This is a genomic window from Amycolatopsis sp. ATCC 39116, assembly GCF_000231075.2.
Taxonomy (GTDB): domain Bacteria; phylum Actinomycetota; class Actinomycetes; order Mycobacteriales; family Pseudonocardiaceae; genus Amycolatopsis_E; species Amycolatopsis_E tucumanensis.
The window spans coordinates 33,668-54,131 of record NZ_AFWY03000008.1 but is presented as its reverse complement, the minus strand read 5'-3'; the positions used below and the strand labels follow the sequence as shown (position 1 = coordinate 54,131).

General features: G+C 71.6%; 22 protein-coding genes. 8 read left to right on the top strand and 14 right to left on the bottom strand.

The genetic code is table 11. From position 1 onward, the window contains the following. Positions 1–237 precede the first annotated feature (237 nt). The gene (locus tag AMY39116_RS0311860; RefSeq protein ID WP_020417876.1) at positions 238–504 is read left to right on the top strand and encodes a hypothetical protein; all 267 of its coding nucleotides are present in this window, start codon (positions 238–240) and stop codon (positions 502–504) included. On the opposite strand, the gene AMY39116_RS42695 is transcribed toward AMY39116_RS0311860, so the two are convergent. Both AMY39116_RS42695 and AMY39116_RS0311850 read right to left on the bottom strand, forming a co-directional pair. After that, entirely contained in the window at positions 482–1,876 is a 1,395-nt protein-coding gene (locus tag AMY39116_RS42695; RefSeq protein ID WP_157358532.1) for an FAD-dependent monooxygenase, read from the bottom strand. The genes AMY39116_RS0311860 and AMY39116_RS42695 overlap by 23 nt on opposite strands. Positions 1,877–2,101: 225 nt before the next feature. Further along, entirely contained in the window at positions 2,102–2,596 is a 495-nt protein-coding gene (locus tag AMY39116_RS0311850) for a MarR family winged helix-turn-helix transcriptional regulator (RefSeq protein ID WP_020417874.1), read from the bottom strand. Between the two features lie 108 nt (positions 2,597–2,704). On the opposite strand from AMY39116_RS0311850, the gene AMY39116_RS0311845 reads away from it, so the two are divergent. Then, on the top strand, positions 2,705–3,454 hold the full coding sequence (locus AMY39116_RS0311845; RefSeq protein ID WP_020417873.1) for an SDR family oxidoreductase: 750 nt from the start codon (positions 2,705–2,707) through the stop codon (positions 3,452–3,454). Positions 3,455–3,622: 168 nt separating this feature from the next. Here AMY39116_RS0311845 and AMY39116_RS0311840 read toward each other — a convergent pair whose 3' ends face one another. The 4 genes from AMY39116_RS0311840 to AMY39116_RS0311825 all read right to left on the bottom strand — a co-directional run bounded on the left by AMY39116_RS0311840 (position 3,623) and on the right by AMY39116_RS0311825 (position 7,393). Then, positions 3,623–6,010 carry an excinuclease ABC subunit UvrA gene (locus AMY39116_RS0311840; RefSeq protein WP_020417872.1) on the bottom strand — a complete coding sequence of 796 codons (2,388 nt, stop codon included), beginning with the start codon at positions 6,008–6,010 and terminating at the stop codon, positions 3,623–3,625. A 61-nt stretch (positions 6,011–6,071) separates the two neighbouring features. Beyond that, positions 6,072–6,479, bottom strand: a complete 408-nt coding sequence (locus AMY39116_RS0311835; protein WP_017982415.1) for a VOC family protein — start codon at positions 6,477–6,479, stop codon at positions 6,072–6,074. 10 nt (positions 6,480–6,489) lie between these two features. Continuing rightward, positions 6,490–6,888 carry a helix-turn-helix transcriptional regulator gene (locus AMY39116_RS0311830; RefSeq protein ID WP_157358531.1) on the bottom strand — a complete coding sequence of 133 codons (399 nt, stop codon included), beginning with the start codon at positions 6,886–6,888 and terminating at the stop codon, positions 6,490–6,492. A 124-nt stretch (positions 6,889–7,012) separates the two neighbouring features. Continuing rightward, complete coding sequence (locus AMY39116_RS0311825) at positions 7,013–7,393, bottom strand: hypothetical protein (RefSeq protein ID WP_039791434.1); 381 nt, start codon at positions 7,391–7,393, stop codon at positions 7,013–7,015. 66 nt (positions 7,394–7,459) lie between these two features. Between AMY39116_RS0311825 and AMY39116_RS0311820 the strand changes: the two genes are divergently transcribed. Continuing rightward, positions 7,460–8,245 (top strand): glycerophosphodiester phosphodiesterase, encoded by a 786-nt coding sequence (locus tag AMY39116_RS0311820; protein WP_020417869.1) that lies wholly within the window; start codon positions 7,460–7,462, stop codon positions 8,243–8,245. 116 nt (positions 8,246–8,361) lie between these two features. Further along, positions 8,362–9,330 (top strand): IS481 family transposase, encoded by a 969-nt coding sequence (locus AMY39116_RS0311815; protein ID WP_027935840.1) that lies wholly within the window; start codon positions 8,362–8,364, stop codon positions 9,328–9,330. Here AMY39116_RS0311815 and AMY39116_RS0311810 read toward each other — a convergent pair. After that, positions 9,327–9,998, bottom strand: coding sequence for a transglycosylase family protein (locus AMY39116_RS0311810; RefSeq protein WP_020417867.1), 672 nt, complete (start codon positions 9,996–9,998; stop codon positions 9,327–9,329). The two genes, AMY39116_RS0311815 and AMY39116_RS0311810, sit on opposite strands and share 4 nt — an antisense overlap. A 239-nt stretch (positions 9,999–10,237) precedes the next feature. Here AMY39116_RS0311810 and AMY39116_RS0311805 point away from each other — a divergent pair, with 239 nt between their 5' ends. Both AMY39116_RS0311805 and AMY39116_RS0311800 read left to right on the top strand, forming a co-directional pair. Further along, on the top strand, positions 10,238–10,993 hold the full coding sequence (locus tag AMY39116_RS0311805) for a thymidine kinase (RefSeq protein WP_020417866.1): 756 nt from the start codon (positions 10,238–10,240) through the stop codon (positions 10,991–10,993). 228 nt (positions 10,994–11,221) lie between these two features. Further along, positions 11,222–11,569, top strand: a complete 348-nt coding sequence (locus tag AMY39116_RS0311800; RefSeq protein ID WP_017982421.1) for an RNA polymerase-binding protein RbpA — start codon at positions 11,222–11,224, stop codon at positions 11,567–11,569. A 79-nt stretch (positions 11,570–11,648) separates the two neighbouring features. On the opposite strand, the gene AMY39116_RS0311795 is transcribed toward AMY39116_RS0311800, so the two are convergent. The 4 genes from AMY39116_RS0311795 to AMY39116_RS0311780 all read right to left on the bottom strand — a co-directional run bounded on the left by AMY39116_RS0311795 (position 11,649) and on the right by AMY39116_RS0311780 (position 16,730). Beyond that, positions 11,649–12,413, bottom strand: coding sequence for a DUF2382 domain-containing protein (locus AMY39116_RS0311795; protein WP_020417865.1), 765 nt, complete (start codon positions 12,411–12,413; stop codon positions 11,649–11,651). 314 nt (positions 12,414–12,727) lie between these two features. Further along, positions 12,728–13,495, bottom strand: a complete 768-nt coding sequence (locus AMY39116_RS0311790) for a polyprenol monophosphomannose synthase (protein WP_020417864.1) — start codon at positions 13,493–13,495, stop codon at positions 12,728–12,730. Positions 13,496–13,522: 27 nt separating this feature from the next. Then, a complete protein-coding gene (lnt, locus tag AMY39116_RS0311785; RefSeq protein WP_039791430.1) occupies positions 13,523–15,109 on the bottom strand; it encodes an apolipoprotein N-acyltransferase in 1,587 nt (528 codons plus the stop codon). 10 nt (positions 15,110–15,119) lie between these two features. After that, complete coding sequence (locus AMY39116_RS0311780) at positions 15,120–16,730, bottom strand: amidohydrolase (RefSeq protein ID WP_020417862.1); 1,611 nt, start codon at positions 16,728–16,730, stop codon at positions 15,120–15,122. A 98-nt stretch (positions 16,731–16,828) separates the two neighbouring features. Here AMY39116_RS0311780 and AMY39116_RS0311775 point away from each other — a divergent pair, with 98 nt between their 5' ends. Next, the gene (locus AMY39116_RS0311775) at positions 16,829–18,196 is read left to right on the top strand and encodes a KamA family radical SAM protein (protein ID WP_020417861.1); all 1,368 of its coding nucleotides are present in this window, start codon (positions 16,829–16,831) and stop codon (positions 18,194–18,196) included. A gap of 4 nt (positions 18,197–18,200) precedes the next feature. On the opposite strand, the gene AMY39116_RS0311770 is transcribed toward AMY39116_RS0311775, so the two are convergent. Then, positions 18,201–18,965, bottom strand: a complete 765-nt coding sequence (locus tag AMY39116_RS0311770; RefSeq protein WP_020417860.1) for a sulfite exporter TauE/SafE family protein — start codon at positions 18,963–18,965, stop codon at positions 18,201–18,203. A 64-nt stretch (positions 18,966–19,029) separates the two neighbouring features. On the opposite strand from AMY39116_RS0311770, the gene AMY39116_RS0311765 reads away from it, so the two are divergent. Continuing rightward, positions 19,030–19,809, top strand: a complete 780-nt coding sequence (locus AMY39116_RS0311765) for a helix-turn-helix transcriptional regulator (protein ID WP_020417859.1) — start codon at positions 19,030–19,032, stop codon at positions 19,807–19,809. Here AMY39116_RS0311765 and AMY39116_RS0311760 read toward each other — a convergent pair. Together AMY39116_RS0311760 and AMY39116_RS0311755 are read right to left on the bottom strand one after the other, a co-directional pair. Then, the gene (locus AMY39116_RS0311760; protein ID WP_051123517.1) at positions 19,784–20,113 is read right to left on the bottom strand and encodes a hypothetical protein; all 330 of its coding nucleotides are present in this window, start codon (positions 20,111–20,113) and stop codon (positions 19,784–19,786) included. The two genes, AMY39116_RS0311765 and AMY39116_RS0311760, sit on opposite strands and share 26 nt — an antisense overlap. 38 nt (positions 20,114–20,151) lie before the next feature. Continuing rightward, complete coding sequence (locus AMY39116_RS0311755; RefSeq protein ID WP_020417857.1) at positions 20,152–20,385, bottom strand: DUF2118 domain-containing protein; 234 nt, start codon at positions 20,383–20,385, stop codon at positions 20,152–20,154. Between the last annotated feature and the right edge of the window lie 79 nt (positions 20,386–20,464).

Below are 20,464 nucleotides of genomic sequence, written 5' to 3'. Positions count from 1 at the left end.
GCCGCACCCGAGGCTGGACGCGTCCTGCAGCAACATCGGCCCATGGGTGAGCGCGATCCGCTCGCACAGCTGACACACCGGGGCAGGGGCAGCCGGCGCGTCCCGGCTACCTACCCCTGTTCCTTGCGTGGAGCGCCCCCTCTCGCCGATTACTTGACATAATGTGCATTATCGGCGCGCGTAACGAAGTGTCCGGCGGGAGCGACACAAGATCGAATTCCCAGCTCAGGAGCGGCCATGACACCACGCACGACCGTCGCGGTTCTCAGCGTTGCCGCGATCGCCGTCGGGACGTTCCTCGTGTTCTCGGGGCTCATGGCGCAACCCGGGTTCGTCACGCCGGGCGGCTCGGCGTGCGACCCCTCGGCGGACCTGAAGCGCTACGTGCTCGAGGACTGCCTGCCCGCCGAGCCCGAAGGTGATCCACTGGGCGCCCCCTTGAGCGGACTCGGCCTTCTCGGGCTGATCTACGCGCGCCTGCTCATGCCAGGGCAACGCTCCTGAGTGGACGGGCCGCTCGGCGTCCAGCCTCGCCGAACCAGCGGGTCAGCTGCTCGTCCAAGCCCTGCTGGTCGTCGCCGGCCCAGGCGACGTGGCCGTCGGGCCGTAGCAGGACACCTGGGGCTCCCAGGGCGGCCGTCGGGTCGGTCAGCAGGTCGACCCGGTCCGACCACGCGCCAGTGCTCAGGCGTCCGGTGCGGTCCAGCACCAGGCCGCGGCCGCGACGCAGCCGCCCGTACAGGCTGCCCTGCGCCAGGTCGATGTCCCGCAGTCGGCGGCCGACCAGGTCGGGGCCCAGCCCGAAGTCGTACCGGATGCCGATTCCGGTGATCTTCTCGATCAGGTGGCGGTTCACCTCGTCGAAGTCCATCAGCTCGGCCACCAGCCTGCGCACCGCTCGCGCGCCCGGCTCCGCCGACATCATCTCCGTCTGGGCGCGCGTGTTGTCCAGCACCTCCGCGGCAACCGGACGGCGTTCGGCCTCGTAGGTGTCCAGCAGCGTCGCCGGGGCCCAGCCGTGCACCTGCGCGGCCAGCTTCCAGCCGAGGTTGACCGCGTCCTGCACACCCAGGTTGAGGCCCTGTCCCCCGATGGGCGGGTGGATGTGCGCCGCATCGCCGGCGAGCAGCACCCGCCCGTCGCGATACCGCTCGGCCAGCCGCGTGGCGTCGCCGAAACGGGACAACCAGCGCGGAGAATGCACACCGAAATCGGTTCCGGCAATCGCCCGCAGCTGTTGTTTGAAATCGTCGAGAGTCGGTGGTCGCGCGCGGTCGCCGACTTCCCCGGCGGGAACGATGACGCTGTAGATCCCGCCGCCGAACGGCCGCAGCCGGATCCCGTCCGGCGCGGCGGCGAGCTCCTCCGGCGGCGCATCCACCTCCATCTCCCCCATCAGTGTCTCGGTGCGCGACGGCTCGCCGGGGAAACCGACGCCCAGCACTTTGCGCACCGTGCTGCGCGCGCCGTCACAACCGACGAGAAAGCGAGACCGCAACCTCTCCCCGTCGGCCAATTCGACGGTGACACCGTCGTCATCCTGTTCGAAACCGGTCACCGTGCAACCGTGCCGCACCTGCGCGCCCAATCCGAGTGCGTGTTCTTCGAGCAGCCGGACGATGACCGGCTGCGGAATGCCCAGCAGGTACGCGTGCGCGGAATCCAGAGCGGGCGGGGGTTTGGGGATGGCGGCGAAGAAGCCACCGGCCGGGCGCCGCCGGCCGTGGGCGAGGACGCGCTCCAGCAGTCCGCGCATGGCCATCAGCTCGATGCTGCGGATGTGCAGACCGACGATCCGGACGAACGAGGCAGGCTCGGTTTCCTGTTCCAGGACGAGCACTCGCACGTCGTGCAGCCGCAGTTCGGCGGCCAGCATCGCGCCGGCCGGCCCGCACCCGGCGATGATCACGTCGAAGGGCGGAGGATTCACAGGTGTTGCCTTTCGGGAGTTCTCGAAGAGGCGCTCCCGGCGACACCTACGTCAATCGCGTAGGAAGGGAAGCACCCACCGCAGTACTGCAGTCACGGGTCTCACCTCCTCGGTCGGCGTCGACGACAAGTTACTGGTCCGCGCCCCACCCGGTCCAGTCCTTTTCCACGATCACAGCGGCGGCGGTGGCAGGGTGCCGCGCGCCAGCAGCGTCGCGTACACGCCCTCCATCGCTTCGGTCAGCGACGGCAGCAGGTCCTCGGACAGTCCGGCGAAGAACAGGTCCTTCACCAGCTGCACGTGGCCGGGCGCGGCGTCCGCGAGCAGGGCGCGTCCCTCGTCGCTCAGGCTCACCTCGATCGCGCGGCGGTCCACGGTGGACTGTCGCAGCCGGAGCAGCCCGCGGCCCTCCATGCGGCGGGCGTGGTGGGAGGTGCGGGTGCGTTCCCAGCCGATGTGGTTCGCCAGCGCCGTCATCTGCAGGCGGCCTTCGGGTGCGACGCTCAGCGCGGTCAGCACGTCGTAGTCGGCGAGAGAGATGTCACTGTCGGCCTGCAACTGGCGGTTCATCTCGTAGCGAAGCCGCAGCTGGACGCGGATGTAGGCGAGCCAGGCGCGCTGCTGCTCCGGGGTGAGCCAGTCGGGCTCGTTGCGTTTAGGTGACATGTCTCGTAACCTGTCGATCGTGGGCGAACGGCGGCGTTGCCAGGCGATTTTCCCGTACCGGTCGCCGCGACGGCGCGCTGCCCGCCCCCTTCGGACAGGAATGAGGAAATGACGGTTCTCACCGGTAAAACCGCGGTCATCACCGGCGCCACCAGCGGCATCGGCCTCGCCGCGGCGCGGCGCTTCGCCGCCGAAGGCGCCCGGCTGTTCATCACCGGCCGCCGCGAAGACGCGCTCAAGGAGGCGGCTGCCACGATCGACGGCGAGGTCACCGCCGTGCGCGTGGACAGCTCCGACCTCGCCGACCTCGACCGGCTCTACGCCACGATCGGCGAGCAGGGCCTGCGCATCGACGTGCTGTGGGCCAACGCGGGCGGCGGCTCGTTCGCGACCCTGGACCAGGTGACCGAGCAGCACTTCGACGAAACCTTCGGCACCAACGTGCGTGGCACGCTCTTCACCGTCCAAAAGGCACTCCCCCTGCTGAACGACGGCGCGTCGGTCATCCTCACCGGGTCGACGGCCGCGACCGTGGGCACCGAGGCGTTCGGGGTCTACGGCGCCTCCAAGGCCGCGATCCGCTCGTTCGCGCGGACCTGGGCCAACGAGCTCAAGGGCCGCGGGATCCGGGTGAACACGATCAGCCCTGGCCCGATCGACACCCCGGGCATCACCGGGCTGGCGGCGGGCGACGAGGAAGCGGTGGAGCTGAAGCGGACGCTCGCCGGCACCGTCCCGCTGGGACGGATGGGGCGGCCCGAGGAGGTCGCCGACGTCGGGGTGTTCCTCGCCTCCGGCCAGAGCAGCTTCGTCACGGGCATCGAGATGTTCGTCGACGGCGGCGCGAACCAGGTGTGAGCGCGGCGGAACCGGGACACCTCGGGGTCTGGAGCATCGAGTCGCCCGGTGCGATCGAGGGTGGCCCCGGAAGGGACTTCCCGGCGCCGTCCATCGGCCGCGCCTGCCGGGCCGCGCTCGCGTGACCGCCCGGGCATCCGGTGCGAAACCGGATGCCCGGGGAGGCGATCAGGCCACGTACTCGGCGAGGTGCTCGCCGGTGAGGGTGGACTTCTTCGCGACCAGCTCGGCCGGGGTGCCCTCGAACACGATCTGCCCGCCGTCGTGACCCGCGCCGGGCCCCAGGTCGATGATCCAGTCCGCGTGGGCCATCACCGCCTGGTGGTGCTCAATCACGATGACCGACTTGCCGGAGTCGACGAGCCGGTCCAGCAGGGCCAGCAGCTGCTCGACGTCGGCCAGGTGCAGGCCGGTGGTCGGCTCGTCGAGGACCAGCACGCCGCCCTTCTCCCCCATGTGCGTGGCCAGCTTGAGCCGCTGGCGCTCGCCGCCGGACAGCGTGGTCAGCGGCTGCCCCAGCGTCAGGTACCCGAGGCCGACGTCGGCCAGGTGGGTGAGGATCTTGTGGGCGGCGGGCACCTTCGCCTCGCCGTCGCCGAAGAACTCCAGCGCCTCGGCCACCGGCATCGCGAGCACCTCGCTGATGTCGCGCCCGCCGAGCTTGTACTCCAGCACCTCGGCCTGGAACCGCTTGCCCTCGCACTCCTCGCAGGTGGTGGCCACGCCGGCCATCATCGCGAGGTCGGTGTAGATCACGCCGGCGCCGTTGCAGGTCGGGCAGGCGCCCTCGGAGTTCGCGCTGAACAGGGCGGGCTTGACGCCGTTGGCCTTGGCGAAGGCCTTGCGGATGGGTTCGAGCAGCCCGGTGTAGGTGGCGGGGTTGCTGCGCCGCGATCCCTTGATGGCGCCCTGGTCGACGGTGACGACTCCGTCGCGGCCGGACACCGAGCCGTGGATGAGCGAGCTCTTGCCCGAGCCGGCGACGCCGGTGACGACGACCAGCACGCCGAGCGGGATGTCCACGTCGACGTCGCGCAGGTTGTGCGTGTTCGCGCCGCGGACCTCCAGCGTCCCGGAGGGCTCGCGCACCGACGGCTTCAGCGTCGCCCGGTCGTCCAGGTGCCGTCCGGTGAGCGTGCCGCTGGCCCGCAGCCCCTCGACGGTGCCCTCGTACACCACTTCCCCGCCCTCGGTGCCGGCGCGCGGGCCGAGGTCGACGACGTGGTCGGCGATGGCGATGGCCTCGGGCTTGTGCTCGACGACCAGCACGGTGTTGCCCTTGTCGCGCAGCTGCAGCAGCAGGTTGTTCATGCGCTGGATGTCGTGCGGGTGCAGCCCGATCGTGGGCTCGTCGAAGACGTAGGTGACGTCGGTGAGCGAGGAGCCGAGGTGGCGGATCATCTTGGTGCGCTGCGCCTCGCCGCCGGAGAGCGTGCCCGCGGGGCGGTCGAGGCTGAGGTAGCCGAGTCCGATCTCGACGAACGAGTCCAGCGTGTGGCGCAGGGATTCCAGCAGCGGCGCCACCGACGGCTCGTCGAGGCCCTTGACCCACTCGGCGAGGTCGCTGATCTGCATGGCGCACACGTCGGCGATGCTCTTGCCCGCGATCTTCGACGACCGGGCCTCGGCGGACAGGCGGGTGCCCTCGCAGTCGGGGCAGGTGGCGAAGGTGACCGCGCGTTCCACGAAGGCGCGGATGTGCGGCTGCATCGCCTCCTTGTCCTTGGAGAGCATCGACTTCTGGATGGTCGGGACCAGGCCCGAGTAGGTCAGGTTGATGCCGTCGACCTTGATCTTGGTCGGTTCCTTGTAGAGCAGGTCGTCGAGCTGCTTCTTGGTGAACTTCTTGATCGGCTTGTCCGGGTCGAAGAACCCGCAGCCGCGGAAGATGCGGCCGTACCAGCCGTCCATGCTGTAGCCAGGGATGGTGACCGCGCCCTCGTTGAGCGACTTGTTCTCGTCGTAGAGCTGGGTCAGGTCGATCTCGGAGACCCGGCCCATGCCTTCGCAGCGCAGGCACATGCCGCCGGTGATGTTGAAGCTGCGGCGTTCCTTGACCGTGCGCCCGCCGCGTTCCACGGTGACCGCGCCCGCGCCGCTGATGGAGGCGACGTTGAAGGAGAACGCCTGGGGTGAGCCGATGTGCGGCTTGCCGAGGCGGCTGAACAGGATGCGCAGCATCGCGTTCGCGTCGGTGGCGGTGCCCACGGTGGAGCGCGGGTTGGCGCCCATCCGCTCCTGGTCGACGATGATCGCGGTGGTGAGGCCGTCGAGGACGTCGACCTCGGGTCTGGACAGCGTCGGCATGAAGCCCTGCACGAAGGCGCTGTAGGTCTCGTTGATGAGCCGCTGCGACTCCGCGGCGATCGTGCCGAACACCAGGGAGCTCTTGCCCGAGCCGGACACGCCGGTGAACACGGTCAGCCTGCGCTTGGGCAGCTCGACGCTGACGTCCTTGAGGTTGTTCTCCCGCGCGCCGTGGACCCGGATGCGGTCGTGGCTGTCGGCGGCGTGGGTGGCAGGCCCCTGCGTGTTCTTCCTGGTGGCCTTGGTCATCGGGTCTCCCGTGGTCTGCGGTGGGTGGTGGCGGCCGGGCGGCCGCCACCACGGAGGGGTGTCAGGCGAGCTGCTGGAGGCGGACCATGTTGCCCGCCGGGTCGCGGAAGGCGCAGTCGCGCACGCCGTAGGGCTGGTCGACCGGTTCCTGGACGACCTCGGCGTCGCGGGCCTGCAGGCGCTCGAAGACGCCGTCGAGGTCCTTGGTGGCCAGGTTGATGCTGGCGAAGGTGCCCTTGGCCATCATCTCGGTGATGGCGGCGCGCTCGCTGTCGGTGATGCCGGGGGTCGCCTCCGGCGGGTACAGCACGATGGAGACGTCCTGCCCGGGCGGGCCGACGGTGATCCAGTGCATGCCGTTGTAGCCGACGTCGTTGCGGACCTCGAAGCCGAGGACGTCGCGGTAGAAGGCGATGGCGGCGTCCCGGTCGTTGTGCGGGAGGTAGGTGGCGTGAATGCTGATGTCCATGGCCGTCAGGCTATTTGCGGGCCGCGGGCGGCGCTTCTCGATTCCTGATCGGTCTGGTGACCTGTTTCGCGACGCACGGCGGCATGCCCACGGTCGCCTCCGCGGCCTCGGCGCGGTAGGCGCTGGGCGGCATGCCGACCAGCTCGGTGAAGCGGGTGCTGAAGGTCCCCAGGGACGAGCTGCCGACGGCGAAGCAGACCTCGGTGACGCTCATGTCGCCGCGGCGCAGCAGCGCCATCGCGCGTTCGATGCGGCGGGTCATGAGGTAGGAGTAGGGCGATTCGCCGTAGGCGCGCTTGAACTCGCGGCTGAGGTGCCCGGCGGAGACGTTCACGCCGCGGGCGAGCGCCTCGACGTCGAGCGGCTGCGCGTACTCGCGGTCGATCCGGTCCTTGACGCGGCGCAGCATCACGAGGTCGCGCAGGCGCTGAGCCTCGGTGGAACTCCTGGTCACTGCGAAATCGTGCCACAACGGGCGGCGCCGCGGAGCCCGATTCGCCGAACCCGGGACGCCGTGGCGCCTGCCGGTCCGGTCAGCGCAGCCGTTCGAGGTCGCGGGCCGTTTCGGCGAGTTCGAGGGCCATGCGGCGCAACTCACCGGGGTCGGCGCCGTCGTCGGCGGCCGTGACGACGTCTTCGGCGGCGCAGCGCAGCTGGAAGAGGCGGTCCTGCAGCGCGGTCAGCTCGGTGTCGGACAGCACCACGGCGTCCTCGGGCAGGCCGCTGCGCTGGACGGCGACCCGGCGTTCGTAGGCGCGCTGGCGGCAGGACTGGCCGCAGTACCGGCGGCGGCGGCCGGTGCTCCCCTGCTCGATCGGCCGGCCGCACCAGCCGCAGTGCAGGACGGCGCCGGGCCGCCGCCGGCGCGCGGAAACGTCACGTGACGCTTCGATCTGGTCCACCTGTCCGCTCACGCAGCAGACCCTAACCGGCCACGCGGAACTCATGCCTCGGCCACGCCGATGCCCCACACTGGTCGGGTGCAGATCAACCACCCGTACCTGAGCGGCACCCTCCCCCGCGCGTTCGCCCACCGCGGGTGGCACCTGGACGAGCTCGACGGGCTGGAGAACTCGCTGCCCGCCTTCCAGCGCGCGGTCGCCGAGGGCTACGCCTACGTCGAGACCGACGTGCACGCCACGGCCGACGGCGTGGTCGTGGTGCACCACGACGCGCTGCTGGACCGGACCACCGACGCCCACGGCCCGATCGCGAAGCAGACCTGGTCCGCGGTCTCCCGCGCCAAGGTCGGCGGCCGGGTGCCTCTGTCGCGGCTGGAGGACGTGCTGGAGGAGCTGCCGCAGACGCGGTTCAACATCGACATCAAGAGCGACCGCGCGATCGTGCCGTTCGTGAAGACGGTCGAGCGGATGGGCGCGATCGACCGGGTCGCGGCGGCGGCGTTCTCCGACAACCGGCTGGCCGCGATCCGCAAGCTGGCCGGGCCGAAGCTGATCACGTCCATGGGCCCGCGGTCGGCGGCGGTGCTGTGGGCCAGCGGGTGGCTGCCGTGGGCGCGGCTGGGCTTCCTGTGCCGGGGCGAGATGGCGCAGGTGCCGTCCCGGCAGGGCGCGATGACGGTGATCGACCGCGGGTTCGTGCGCAGCGCCGAGCGGGCCGGCCTCGAGGTGCACGCGTGGACGATCAACGAGCGGGCGCACATGGAGCGGCTGCTCGGCCTCGGGGTGCACGGCATCGTCACGGACCGCCCGGACGTGCTGCGCGAGGTCCTCACCGAGCGCGGCGCCTGGCCGCCCGTCGCCTAGCTGTAGGGATCATGGACGTTGTTGACGGTGTGGTCGGTGTGTCGGGTTGATCAAGGTGAAGACCTCCGTGTGGGGTGAAGGTGCTTGACGCCTTTCCCGCACGAACGGAGGTCTTCGTGTCTCACCGTAATGCCCGGTTGACGGAGTATGGGCGGCGGTTGCTGGTCGAGCGTGTCGCGGCGGGGCGGCCGGTGGCGCATGTGGCGGCGGAGATGGGGGTGTCGCGGGCGACCGGGCATAAGTGGGTGCGCCGGTTCCGCGAGGAGGGCCAGGCCGGGCTGGCCGATCGGACCAGCCGGCCGCACACCTCGCCCACTCGGGTTTCTGCCGAGGTGGAGCAGGAGGTCCTGCGGCTGCGGCAGGACCGCCGGCTCGGTCCCGCGCGGATCGCGGGAATCCTCGGCATGGTTGCCTCGACGGTGCACCGCATCCTGGTGCGGCGCGGCATGCCCAAGCTGGCCTGGCTGGACCGGCCCACCGGCGAGCCGATCCGCCATTATGAGCGGGACCGGCCGGGCGAGCTGGTGCATGTCGATGTGAAAAAACTCGGACGGCTCCGCGAAGGTGGCGGATGGTGGGCTCACGGTCGCGGCAGTGATCAGCACAAGGCCGCCCGCCGCGCACCCCGGGTCGGGTTTGAGTTCGTGCACTGCGCCGTCGACGATCACTCCCGGCTGGCCTATGCCGAGATCCACCCCGACGAAACCGCCACCACCTGCGCCGCCTTCCTCCGCCGCGCCGCACAGGCCTTCGCCGCCCACGGCATCCCCGCCATTGAGCGGGTCATGACTGACAACGCCCTGGCTTACCGGCGCTCGCTCGCCTTCCGCACCGCGCTGGCCGACATCGGGGCCAGCCATCGCTTCACCCGCGCCTACCGACCCCAAACCAACGGCAAAGCCGAACGCTTCAACCGCACCCTCGCCGAAGAATGGGCCTACGCCCAACCCTTCACCAACTCAGAACAACGAGCCAACGCACTACCCGACTTCCTCCACCACTACAACCACCACCGCACCCACACCGCCCTCAACGGCCAACCACCCATCACGCGCGTCGACAACCTCACTGGGCACTACACCTAGCGGGGCGGTTTGCCCTCCCACGCCGCGGTCCACGTCTTCGGCCCGAGGCGGCCGGAGTCGGTGATGCCGTTGGCGCGCTGCAGGTCCAGCACCGCGTCGCGGGTCTTGTCGTAGTAGCAGCCGGTGCCGGTGAAGCCGTAGCCGAAGGCGTTCATCCGCAGCTGGAAGGTCTTGAGGGCCTCGGCGCAGTCGCCGTAGGCGTAGACGACGCCGGGCCAGGCGGGCTTGGCGCCGGCGACCGGGGCCGGGACGGGGCCGCCGCCGATGTAGGCGCTCTCGGCGTAGGTGGGGACGCGCTTGCTGCGGGCGTCCTTGTCGTTGCGCAGCCCGAGCATGCCGGCGCACTCCCAGGGCTGCCAGCCGCGCATGCGGTAGAGGTAGAGCGCGCGGTAGTCCTGCTCGACGGGGGTGGCGAGGTCCGGGCGGCCCTTGCCGCCGACGCTGCGCCAGGTGGGCAGGTCGAACTGGTAGGCGCCGTAGTAGCCGTTGCCGGTGTTGACGGTGTAGCGGTTGCTGGACTCGCACATGCGCAGCTTCAGCCAGGTCGCCGCGCTGGGGTCGGCCGACGCGGACGGGACGGCGACCAGCTGGACCCCCAGGGCCAGCAGCGCGGCGAGGACGAGGCGGACGCTCGCGCGAGCCGAGGGTCTCCACCGGGGCTTTCTCATGCGGTCACCGTAAGTTCGCGCACCAGGAACCTCAACTGTCACACCAGCCCCAGCAGCACCACCGCCGACGGTTGGCAGAGCACCACCGACACGCGCGCCGGCCTGCGAACACCCCGGAAACCGGACAAAAACCCTCCCCTTGATCCCTGCTCCCCTGTCATCGGCAGCCGGACCCGGGCACTCCGCTGTTTTCACCCGATCAAGGGAGCCCACGGCGGGGCTGGATAGGGTCGTCGGTCGTGACCACCCTTGGCGACACCGATCCGGACCCGACCGACGCCCTGTCCCCGCTGCCCTCGCGCAACGGGTCCGGCACGCCGGCGCGGGGCAGGCTGCGGTTCTGCTACGGCCCGATGGACTGCGGCAAGTCCACGCTCGCGCTGCAGATCAACCACAACCACGCCCGGCAGGGCAGGCGCGGGATGCTGCTGGTGCGGCACGACCGGTCGGGCGAGCCGCGGATCAGCAGCCGGATCGGGATCACCCGCGAGGCGACCGAGGTGGGCGCCGACACCGACCTGCGGCAGCTGGTCCGCCGCGAGTGGGTCGCCGGCCGTCCCCTGGATTACCTGATCGTGGACGAGGCGCAGTTCCTGTCCGCGGCGCAGGTCGAGCAGCTGGCCGAACTGGCCGACGAGGTGTCCCTGGACGTGTACTGCTTCGGGATCGCCACCGACTTCCGCAGCCGCCTGTTCCCCGGCGCCCAGCGGTTGTTCGAACTGGCCGACGACCTGCAGCCGGTGCAGGTGGAGGTGCTGTGCTGGTGCGGCGCGCCGGGGCGGTTCAACGCACGGGTGGCTGACGGCGAGGTCCTCCGGGAGGGGGACACCGTGGTGGTCGCCGACACCGCACCGGGGGTAGTTGAAAACGCAAGTTCACCACACTGGGAGACGGAAGTGGCTACCTTGCGTTATCAAGTACTATGCCGCCGCCACTTCCGCCTCGGGGACCTGGGGCCCGCTTCGCCGCAACACGGTCAGCTGCGGCTGACCTGAACGGATCAGCCGCTCCCCCGCACGGGGGAATATGCCAAGAAGACCCACACATCCGCGTCACGTCGTGCACCGAATCGACTCTCAACAGAGGAAGCTGTTGCCGAGGGGTGATTCAGCTCATCGTGAGTAACGACATGGTGCTGTGGGAATTCCCAGTTGCCAGTAGCCGTTGCATAGGGTGAGCATCACCCTGGCTCTAGACCCGGAGCCGACTGAAAGGACGTCATCATGGCCGACCGTGTTCTCCGTGGAAGCCGGCTGGGAGCGGTCAGCTACGAGACCGACCGCAATCACGATCTGGCCCCGCGCCGTACGGTGCGTTACGCGTGTCCGAAGAACCACGAGTTCGAGGTGCCCTTCTCCGACGACGCCGAGATCCCCTCGGTGTGGGAGTGCCGCCTGCACGGCAGCGAGTCCGAGATCGTCGATGGCGCGCAGCCCGAGCAGAAGAAGGTCAAGCCGCCGCGCACGCACTGGGACATGCTGCTCGAGCGGCGAAGCATTCCCGAGCTCGAGGAACTGCTGAACGAGCGTCTCGCTGAGCTGAAGGGACGGCGTACGTCCAAGTCGGCGTAGCGCTTCTGCCTCTCCCACCACACCGAAGGCCCCCGTGTCCTCCCGCCACGGGGGCCTTCGCCTGTCCTCAGGTCGCCGCTCAGGCGCCGCGGCCCCGCTCGGTGTCGGCCTCGATGTGCTCCTTGCGGACCTCGCCGGCCACGGTCTCGGTGTCCTGAACCTGGTCCTTGGCCAGCCGCACCCGTTCGACCGGCACCGCTTCGGTGTCCACCACCGGCCGCTCCTCGCGGAGCACGACCTCGTGTTCCTCCTCCGAGATGGCGGGCCCGTCCATGGCCTGGCCGCGGTTGGCGTCGGTGATCGGCTCCCGCTCGACGCGCACTTCCTCCCGGGTGACCGGGACCTGGACCTGCTCGGTCTCGGTCACCACGTACTTCCGCAGCCGGGCGCGGCCGCGTTCACGCTGCTCGGTGCCGACCCGCAGCCGCTCCTCCGAGCGCGTCATGGCGTCGTCGGTGGTCGGGCCGGAGATGTCCCGGCCGGTGGTCTCCTCGTGGCCTCCGGCTTGCCCGGGCACCTGGTAGTGGCGGTAGAGCCGCTGCTCCTCGCTCTCGTCGATGTGGCGGCCCTGGGCGGTCGGGTCGGGCTCGACCCGCGGCGCGTCCTTGATCAGGTCCTTGGGGTAGGCCGTCTCCAGGTCGCCGTCGTCGCGTGGGCGCACCCCCTGGACGGGCACCAGGGAGTCGTGGGTACCGAACATGCCGGTGCGCACCGTCAGCCAGGTGGGGTGGCCCTGCTCGTCGTCGGTCCACAGCTCCTCGACGCGGCCGATCTTCTCCCCGCTGGTGTGGTAGAGGGTGTGGCCCGCCCAGTCCGCGAAATAACGCGTGCCGATTTCGGTCATGGTGGTTCCTTCACTGGAGGCGCCGGCGGAGGGCCGGCGGATGAGGGGGAACCCGACGCCGACGAGGACGGCGTTCTGCTCAGTCGGGTCCTTCGGTGCCGCCGCGCAGGCCCTGCGCGGCTCGACCTCCAGTTACCCTCGGCAGTGATCGGTTATCGGACGAGCCGGGATGTCACCGCAATGGCGCAGACTGCATGCCGAACTCGACGACCGACAGTAGAAAACGCCCCTGTCGCCGCCTGTCGGCCCGGGACCATCCGGGCGACGGCACACGGACAGTAGTGCGCGGTTCCGGCACGAATCGGGCCGCGGAATCAGCGGCGGCGCAGCAGCGACCGCACCTGCTCGGCCCGGTAGCGGGCGCCCCACAGGCCCACGCGCAGCAGGGCCTCGCGGATGATGGCGCTGCTCATCTTCGACTGGCCGATCTCCCGCTCGGTGAAGGTGATCGGCACCTCGACCACGTCGAAGCCGGTGCGGACGGTGCGCCAGGCGAGGTCGATCTGGAAGCAGTAGCCGCGCGAGGCGATCTCGTCCAGCGGGAGCTTCTCCAGCACCTCACGCCGGTAGGCGCGGAACCCGGCGGTCACGTCCTTGATCCGCACGCCGAGCGCGAGCCGCGAGTACAGGTTGGCCGCGCGGGAGAGCAGTTCGCGGTGCCTGGGCCAGTTCACCAGGCTGCCGCCGGGCACGTAGCGGGAGCCGAGCACCAGGTCGGTGTCGGCGAGCGCCTCCAGCATCCGGGGCAGGTCCTCGGGCGCGTGCGAGCCGTCGGCGTCCATCTCGACGATGGTGCGGTAGCCGCGTTCCAGGCCCCACCGGAACCCGGCCACGTAGGCGGCGCCGAGTCCGGCTTTCTCGGTGCGGTGCAGCACGTGGACGCGGTCGTCGCCGGCGGCGATCTTGTCCGCGAGCTCCCCGGTGCCATCGGGGCTGCCGTCGTCGACCACCAGGGCGTGCACCTCGGGCAGCGCCCGGTGCAGCCGGTCCAGGATGAGTGGCAGGTTGTCCCGCTCGTTGTAGGTCGGGATCACCACCAGCACCGGATCGATCGGTCGGGCCGCCCGTGGCGCGTGCGCCATCCCCTTGTTCCTCCCCCGCGGAGAACCTCACTCCGCCCTGGTCGCCGTCGTGCTCGCCGCCCGGGTGCGGACGCGCAGCACGAGCCCGGCCAGGATGGCGGCGAGCGCCGCCCCGACCAGCCCGTACTCCGTGGACGCCCCGAGTCGATCCGACAGCGTAGCCTGTGTGCGCAGCGGCACGTCCCCGACCAGGGACGCGGCGGTGAACTGGCTGGTCGACTGGGTCACGGCGCCGTCCGGTTCGACCAGTGCGCTGACCCCGCTGGTGGCCGACACGACGACCGCACGGCCGTGCTCGACGGCCCGCAGCCGCGCCATCGCCAGCTGCTGGTAGGTCATTTCGCTGTGCCCGTACCAGGCGTTGTTGGTGGGCAGCACGATCAGCTGGGCGCCGTCGTCGACCGCGTCGCGGGAGACGTAGTCGTAGGCGATCTCGTAGCAGATGGGCACGGCGACCCGGGTGCCGGCGATGTCGAGCACCGCGGGGGTGGACCCGGCCTGCATGTCGCCGGTGTCGTCGACGAAGGGCGTGAACCAGCGGGCGATGGAGCGGGCCGGGACGAACTCGGCGAAGGGCACCAGCTCCTGCTTGCTGTAGCTCTCGCCGCGGCCGGTGGCCGGGTCCCACACGAACTCGGTGTTCTGGGTGCGTTGCCCGGGCTCGCGGTAACGGGCGCCGATCAGGGTGGGGATGCCGAGGTCGCGCACCACCTGGTCGAGCACGGGGTCGGTGGTGGTGAGGTCGGTGGCGGTCTCCGGCCACACGATGAGGTCCGGCGTGGGCACGGCGCCGGAGCGGATCCGGGCGGCCAGGACCTCGCTCTGGGCGAGGTGGTTGGCGCGCAGGGTGGCCGATTCATTGATCAGGTCGAGGCCGACGTCGGGCGCGTTGCCCTGCACCGTGGCCACCGTGCGGCTGCCGGCCTGGGCGGCGGTGCCGATCGTGGGCCACAGCGCGAGCCCGGCGATCACCGGGACGACCGTGGCGATCACGGGCAGGCGGAGCGCGCGCCAGTCGCGGCGGGCGGCGTGCGCGAGCAGCGCGGCCAGCGCGAACCCGGTGAGCACGACGGCGAACCCGGTCAGCGGCGCGCCGCCGATCGAGGCGAGCGGGGTGAACGCGCCTTCGGGCTGGCTGAACGCGACCCGTCCCCACGGGAACCCGCCGAAGGGCCACCAGCTGCGCGGGGTCTCGCTGGCGATGATCACCGCCGCCATCCACACCGGCGCGCCGGGCAGGCGGGCGACGACGGTGCAGAGGGCGGCGGCGAGCCCGAGGTAGGCGGCCAGGGCGGCGGACAACGCGACCCACGGGGCGGGCCCGAACCCGCGGCCGAGGAAGTCCTGCAGCCAGAACAGCAGCGGCAGGTACAGGCCGAGCCCGAACGCGAAGCCGTAGCCGAGGCCGCCCCAGAACCGCCGCCCGCGCAGCGCCAGGCCGAGACCGGCGAAACCGAGCGGCGCGAGCCACCACAGGTCGCGGGGCGCGAAGGCGAGGTAGAACACGGCCCCGGACGCCGCGGCGAGCGCGAGGCGCAGCAGCCAGGGCCGCCACTGCCGCTTCTTCCGGGTGGGTGCCGACGGCTCGGCGGACTCGGCCACTGGTGCTGCCACGCGATGAACTCTAGGCCGCCGAGGTGAACGCGTCGTAGAGCACCTCACCGCCCCGGACCGTGCGCAGGCAGGTCGGCAGTGGCGCGTCCGGGTCGAGCGGCGGCAGTGCGGGGACGCGCGAGCGCGGGTCGGTGGACCAGCGCTGGACCCGGGAGTCCGGCGCGGCCACGACGAGGTCGGCGGCGTCCCAGATGGCGTAGTGCGCGGGCGCGCCGGGCACCAGGCTGCCGGTGAGGCCGTCGTTGACGCCCGCGGCGCGGTGGCCGCCCCGGGTGTGGGCGGTGAAGGCGGCGCGGGCGGACAGGCCGGAGCCGGGCGTGCGGTGGTGGACGGCCGCGCGGACGCTGTCCCAGGGCTGGAGCGGGGTGACCGGGCAGTCGGAGCCGAACGCGAGCAGGACCCCTTCGGCGGCGAGCATCGCGAACGGGTTCATGGCCGCGGCGCGCTCGGCGCCCAGCCGCTGGGCGTACATGCCCGCCGGCCCGCCCCACAGGGCGTCGAACTGGGGCTGCATCGAGCCGGTGACGCCCCAGCCGGCCAGTGCTTTGGCCTGCTCGGCGTCGATCATTTCGAGGTGCTCCAGGCGGTGGCGGCCACCGGCCAGGGCGCGCTGCCCGACGGTCTTCTCGGCGAGCTGGAAGCCGCGCACGACTTCGGCCACGGCGGCGTCGCCGATGACGTGGAACCCGGCCTGCAGTCCGGCTTCGGTGCAGGCGACCAGGTGCGCGGCGATGGTGTCGGCGTCGAGGTAGCGGGCGCCGGTGGAGCCGGGTGCGTCGAGGTAGGGCTCGTGCAGGGCGGCGGTGCGGGAGCCCAGCGCGCCGTCGGCGAACAGGTCGCCGGCCAGGCCACGCGCGCCGAGGCGGCGGGCGGTGTCGACGGCGTCGAGTTCGCCCCAGTAGGCGACGACCTCGGGGTGGCCGGGTTCGGCGGCGAGTGCGAGGAGGTCGGCGAGGTCGTCCTCGCCGGAGATGTCGGGCCCGGCGCACTCGTGGACGCTGACGATGCCGCGCGCGGCGGCCAGGCGGAGGAAGGCCTCCTGGGCGCGGCGGCGCTGCTCGCGGGTGAGCGCGGCGCGCACGGCGGCGCGGACGTGGTGGTGCGCGTCGCGGGTCAGCGGCCCGTCCGGGGACCAGCCGGCGGCGTCGCGGGCGGCGGGGGCGAGTTCGACCAGCGCGGTGGACACCAGGGCGGAGTGGACGTCGACGCGGCTGAGGTAGACGGGCACTCCGGCGGCGGCCTCGTCGATCTCGGCGCGGCTGGGCAGCCGGTCGGCGGTCCAGGTGGTCTCGTCCCAGCCGTGGGCGACGAGGACCTCGCCGGGGCGGGCGGCGGCGCGGATCGCGGCGAGCAGGCCGGCGGCGTCGGTGATCCCGCCGAGGTCGACTCCGGCCAGGTGGAGGCCGGTGGCCGTGGCGTGCACGTGGGCGTCGACGAAGCCCGGGGCGACGAACGCGCCGTCGAGGTCTTCGACGCGGGCGTCCGGGTGCAGGGCGCGGCCGGGGCCGTCCTGGCCGATCCAGACGATGGTGCCGTCCTTGACCGCCATCGCGGTGGCGTCGGGGTTGCTGGGCGAATGGATCCGCCCGCCCAGCAGGAGCGTGGTGCTGTCGTCGGTCACGGTGTCGAGTGTGCACGATGGGTCGCGACGAAAGCTTTTACGTCGTATTGTCACTTTCACCGGAAGTTTTGACGCCGCAGCGCCGACGAGGAGCAGAGATGACTGCGATCCAGGAAGTCTCCCCCGCCGACACCGATGTCGCCGAGCAGCCCTACGCCTACCGCCGCACCGAGCTGGCCGAACCGGACTGGCGCCGGTTCCCCGGGTGGCGGGAGGTGACCGAGGCGCAGTGGCGGGACGCGCAGTGGCAGCGCCTGCACTGCGTGCGCAACGTCAAGCAGCTGCGCGCGGTGCTCGGCGACCTGATCGAGGAGCGGTTCTACGACGACCTGGCCGCCGACCAGCGCGAGCTGGCGACGATGTCGATGCTGGTGCCGCCGCAGATGCTGAACACGATGTCGGTGGACTCGACCGAGGCGTTCTACGCCGACCCCATCCGCCGCTACATGCTGCCGGTGCGCAGCGACCGCGACCCGGAGTGGCCCAGCCACCCGCACTCGGCGCGCGACTCCCTGCACGAGGCGGAGATGTGGGTGGTGGAGGGCCTGACCCACCGCTACCCCACCAAGGTGCTGGCCGAACTGCTGTCCACCTGCCCCCAGTACTGCGGCCACTGCACCCGGATGGACCTGGTGGGCAACTCGACCGAGCAGGTGGTCAAGCACAAGCTGGACCTCAAACCGGTGGACCGCCAGGACGCGATGATCGACTACCTGCGCCGCACGCCGGGCGTGCGGGACGTGGTGGTCTCCGGCGGGGACGTGGCGAACGTGCCGTGGCACCAGCTGGAGTCGTTCCTGATGCGGTTGCTGGACATCGAGACGGTGCGCGACATCCGGCTGGCGACCAAGGCGCTGGCCGGGCTGCCGCAGCACTGGCTGCAGCCCAAGATCGTCGAGGGGCTGGAGCGGGTGGCGGGCACGGCGCGGCGGCGCGGGGTGAACCTGGCGATCCACACGCACGTCAACCACGTCCAGTCGGTGACGCCGCTGGTGGCCGAGGCGGCGCGGACCGCGCTGGAGGTCGGGGTGCGGGACGTGCGCAACCAGGGGGTGCTGATGCGCGGGGTGAACGCGACCCCGGCGGCGCTGCTGGACCTGTGCTTCGCGCTGCAGGGCGAGGCGAACATCCTGCCGTACTACTTCTACCTGTGCGACATGATCCCCAACGCCGAGCACTGGCGGCTGGCGGTGTGGGAGGCGCAGGAGCTGCAGCACGCGATCATGGGCTACCTCCCGGGCTACGCGACGCCCCGCATCGTCTGCGACGTGCCCTACGTCGGGAAGCGGTGGGTGCACCAGGTCGCCGAGTACGACCGGGAGCGCGGCATCTCCTACTGGACGAAGAACTACCGCACCGGAATCGAACACGACGACCCCGAGGCGCTGCGCCGCCGCTACCCGTTCTACGACCCGATCTCCACGCTGCCCGAACAGGGCCGCGCCTGGTGGTCGGCGCGCGGCTGAGCGATCAGGCCGTGACGATCACCGCGATCGTCACGGCCACCAGCAGCGCCACGTAGGCGACGGCGTGCACGCGGTCCGGGATCCGGCCGGCCACCCGCCTGGTGATCGCGATCGCGGGCAGCGAACCGGCCAGCAGCAGTCCCGCGGCGGCGGCGTCGACGTACCCGGTGGGGCCGTCCGCCGCCATGGCGTAGACCACCGTGGCCACGACCGCGACCGGGGCGCTGAGCGGGTTCGCGATCGCGGTCGCCTCGGTCATCGGCAGGCCGCTGCGCCGCAGCAGGGGCACGGTCAGCACGCTTCCGCCGACGCCGAGCGCGCTGGCGACCACGCCGATCCCGACCCCGCCCGCCGTGCGGGCGACCAGGCCAAGCCCGCCGGAACCGGCGCCGCGGTCGAGGAATCCGCGGCGCAGCAGGCAGTCGGCGATCGTCACCAGCAGGTAGGCGACGAACGCGGCGTGCAGGATGCGTTCCGGCAGCCGGCTGGTGGTCAGCGCGCCGAGCGCCGCGCCGGCCGCGATGAACCCGGCCAGCGGCCACACCCGGTCCCGGCGCAGGCGGCCCGCCCTGGCCTGGGCGAGCGTGGCGGCCAGCGAGTTGACCACCATCACCGCCGCCGAGGTCGCGACGGCGACGTGCATCTGGCCGGTCACGGCGAACACCACGGGCACCGTGAGGAACCCGCCGCCGAAGCCGAACAACACGGTGGTCACGCCGGTGAGGCCGCCGAACGCGAGCAGGACGGAGAAGGACACCACGTCCGGCACGCTAGAACCCGGCCGCGCTGGCGGGCATTCGACGAACCGCCACCGGTCATCAAGAATCCGACACGTGCGCAACGTTCCCCTCGCCGACGTCGACGGCCTCGACCGCGACGTGCTGGCGATCGGCACCGACTACCCGCCGGACCACCTGCTGGAGTTCCACGAGCACCGGCGCGCCCAGTTCCTGCACGGCGCGACCGGGCTGATGGAGGTGGAAACCAACGACGGCACCTGGACCGTGCCCGCCGACCGCGCGGTCCTCATCCCGCCGCGGACGCGCCACCAGGTCCTGATGCGCGGCGTCAGCACCCGCAGCCTCTACCTCGAACCCGCGGCGGTGCCGTGGTTCCCCGTGCGCTGCCGGGTCGTCGCGGTCTCACCGCTGCTGCGTGAACTGCTGCGCGCCGCCGTCGACGTCGAACCGGAGTACCCGCGGCACGGGCGCGACGCCGCGGTGATGGAGCTGATCCGGCACGAGATCCAGGCCCTCACCCCGCTGCCGTTCGACCTGCCGTTGCCGCGCCACCCCCGGCTGCGCGCGCTGTGCCTGGAGTTCCAGCGGCGCCCGGACGTGCACGCGCCGCTGTCCGGGTGGGCTGCCCGCCTGCACCTGTCCGAGCGCACCCTCAACCGGCTCTACCGCGCCGAGACCGGGCTGACCTACCAGCGCTGGCGCCAGCGCGCCTGCGCCCTGCACGCGATCCGGCTGCTCGCCGGCGGCGCGACCGTCACGGCGGTGGCGTCGTCGCTCGGGTACGACACGCCGGCCGCGTTCACCGTGATGTTCCGCCGCGAGACCGGGTCCGCGCCCAGCGCGTTCCTCACACGTGGCGCAGCGCCTGGTTGAGCAGGTTGCCGCTGCGGTCGAGGCAGTCGTCGCAGATCACGGCGCCTGTCTGGGCGCACCGCATGCGCGGCAGGCTGCGCGTGAAGCCGAGGAAGGTGCGCCGGTCGCTGCGATCGCAGAACTCGCACGGCTCTCCCCCGCGCCGCAGGCGTTCCAGGTCGGTGCCGCCGCGGCTGGTGCGTGGCTGCCCGTCGCGGACGAGGCCGAGCCCGGTTTCCACGCAGCGCGCGCAGATCGGGCCGGCCGGGCCGGGGACGCGGCGCTCACCGGCCGCGGGCGGGGTGTCGCAGAACCTGCACCGCATCGTCCGGTCTTCCCGGTCGGGTGGCACCGGAAACCCGCTCACTCGATGCGGGCGATCAGCGCGCCCTGCACGAGCGCGTCGCCCTCCTTGGCCAGCAGCCGCACGACCCCGGCGGCGGGCGCGGAGATCTCGACGTCGACCTTGTCCACGGCGACCTCGGCGAGCAGGTCGCCCTCGGCGACGCGCTCGCCGTCCTGCACGAACCAGGTCGCCACCACACCCTCGGCGTCCGGGTCCTTCTCCGACAGCAGCGGGAACAGCACTTCGGTCACGTCGCGACCACCTCCGGTGTGGGCAGCACCGGCCGTTCGCACCTCCGCGCTGCCCGGAAACGTCCAGGATGTGACGGCC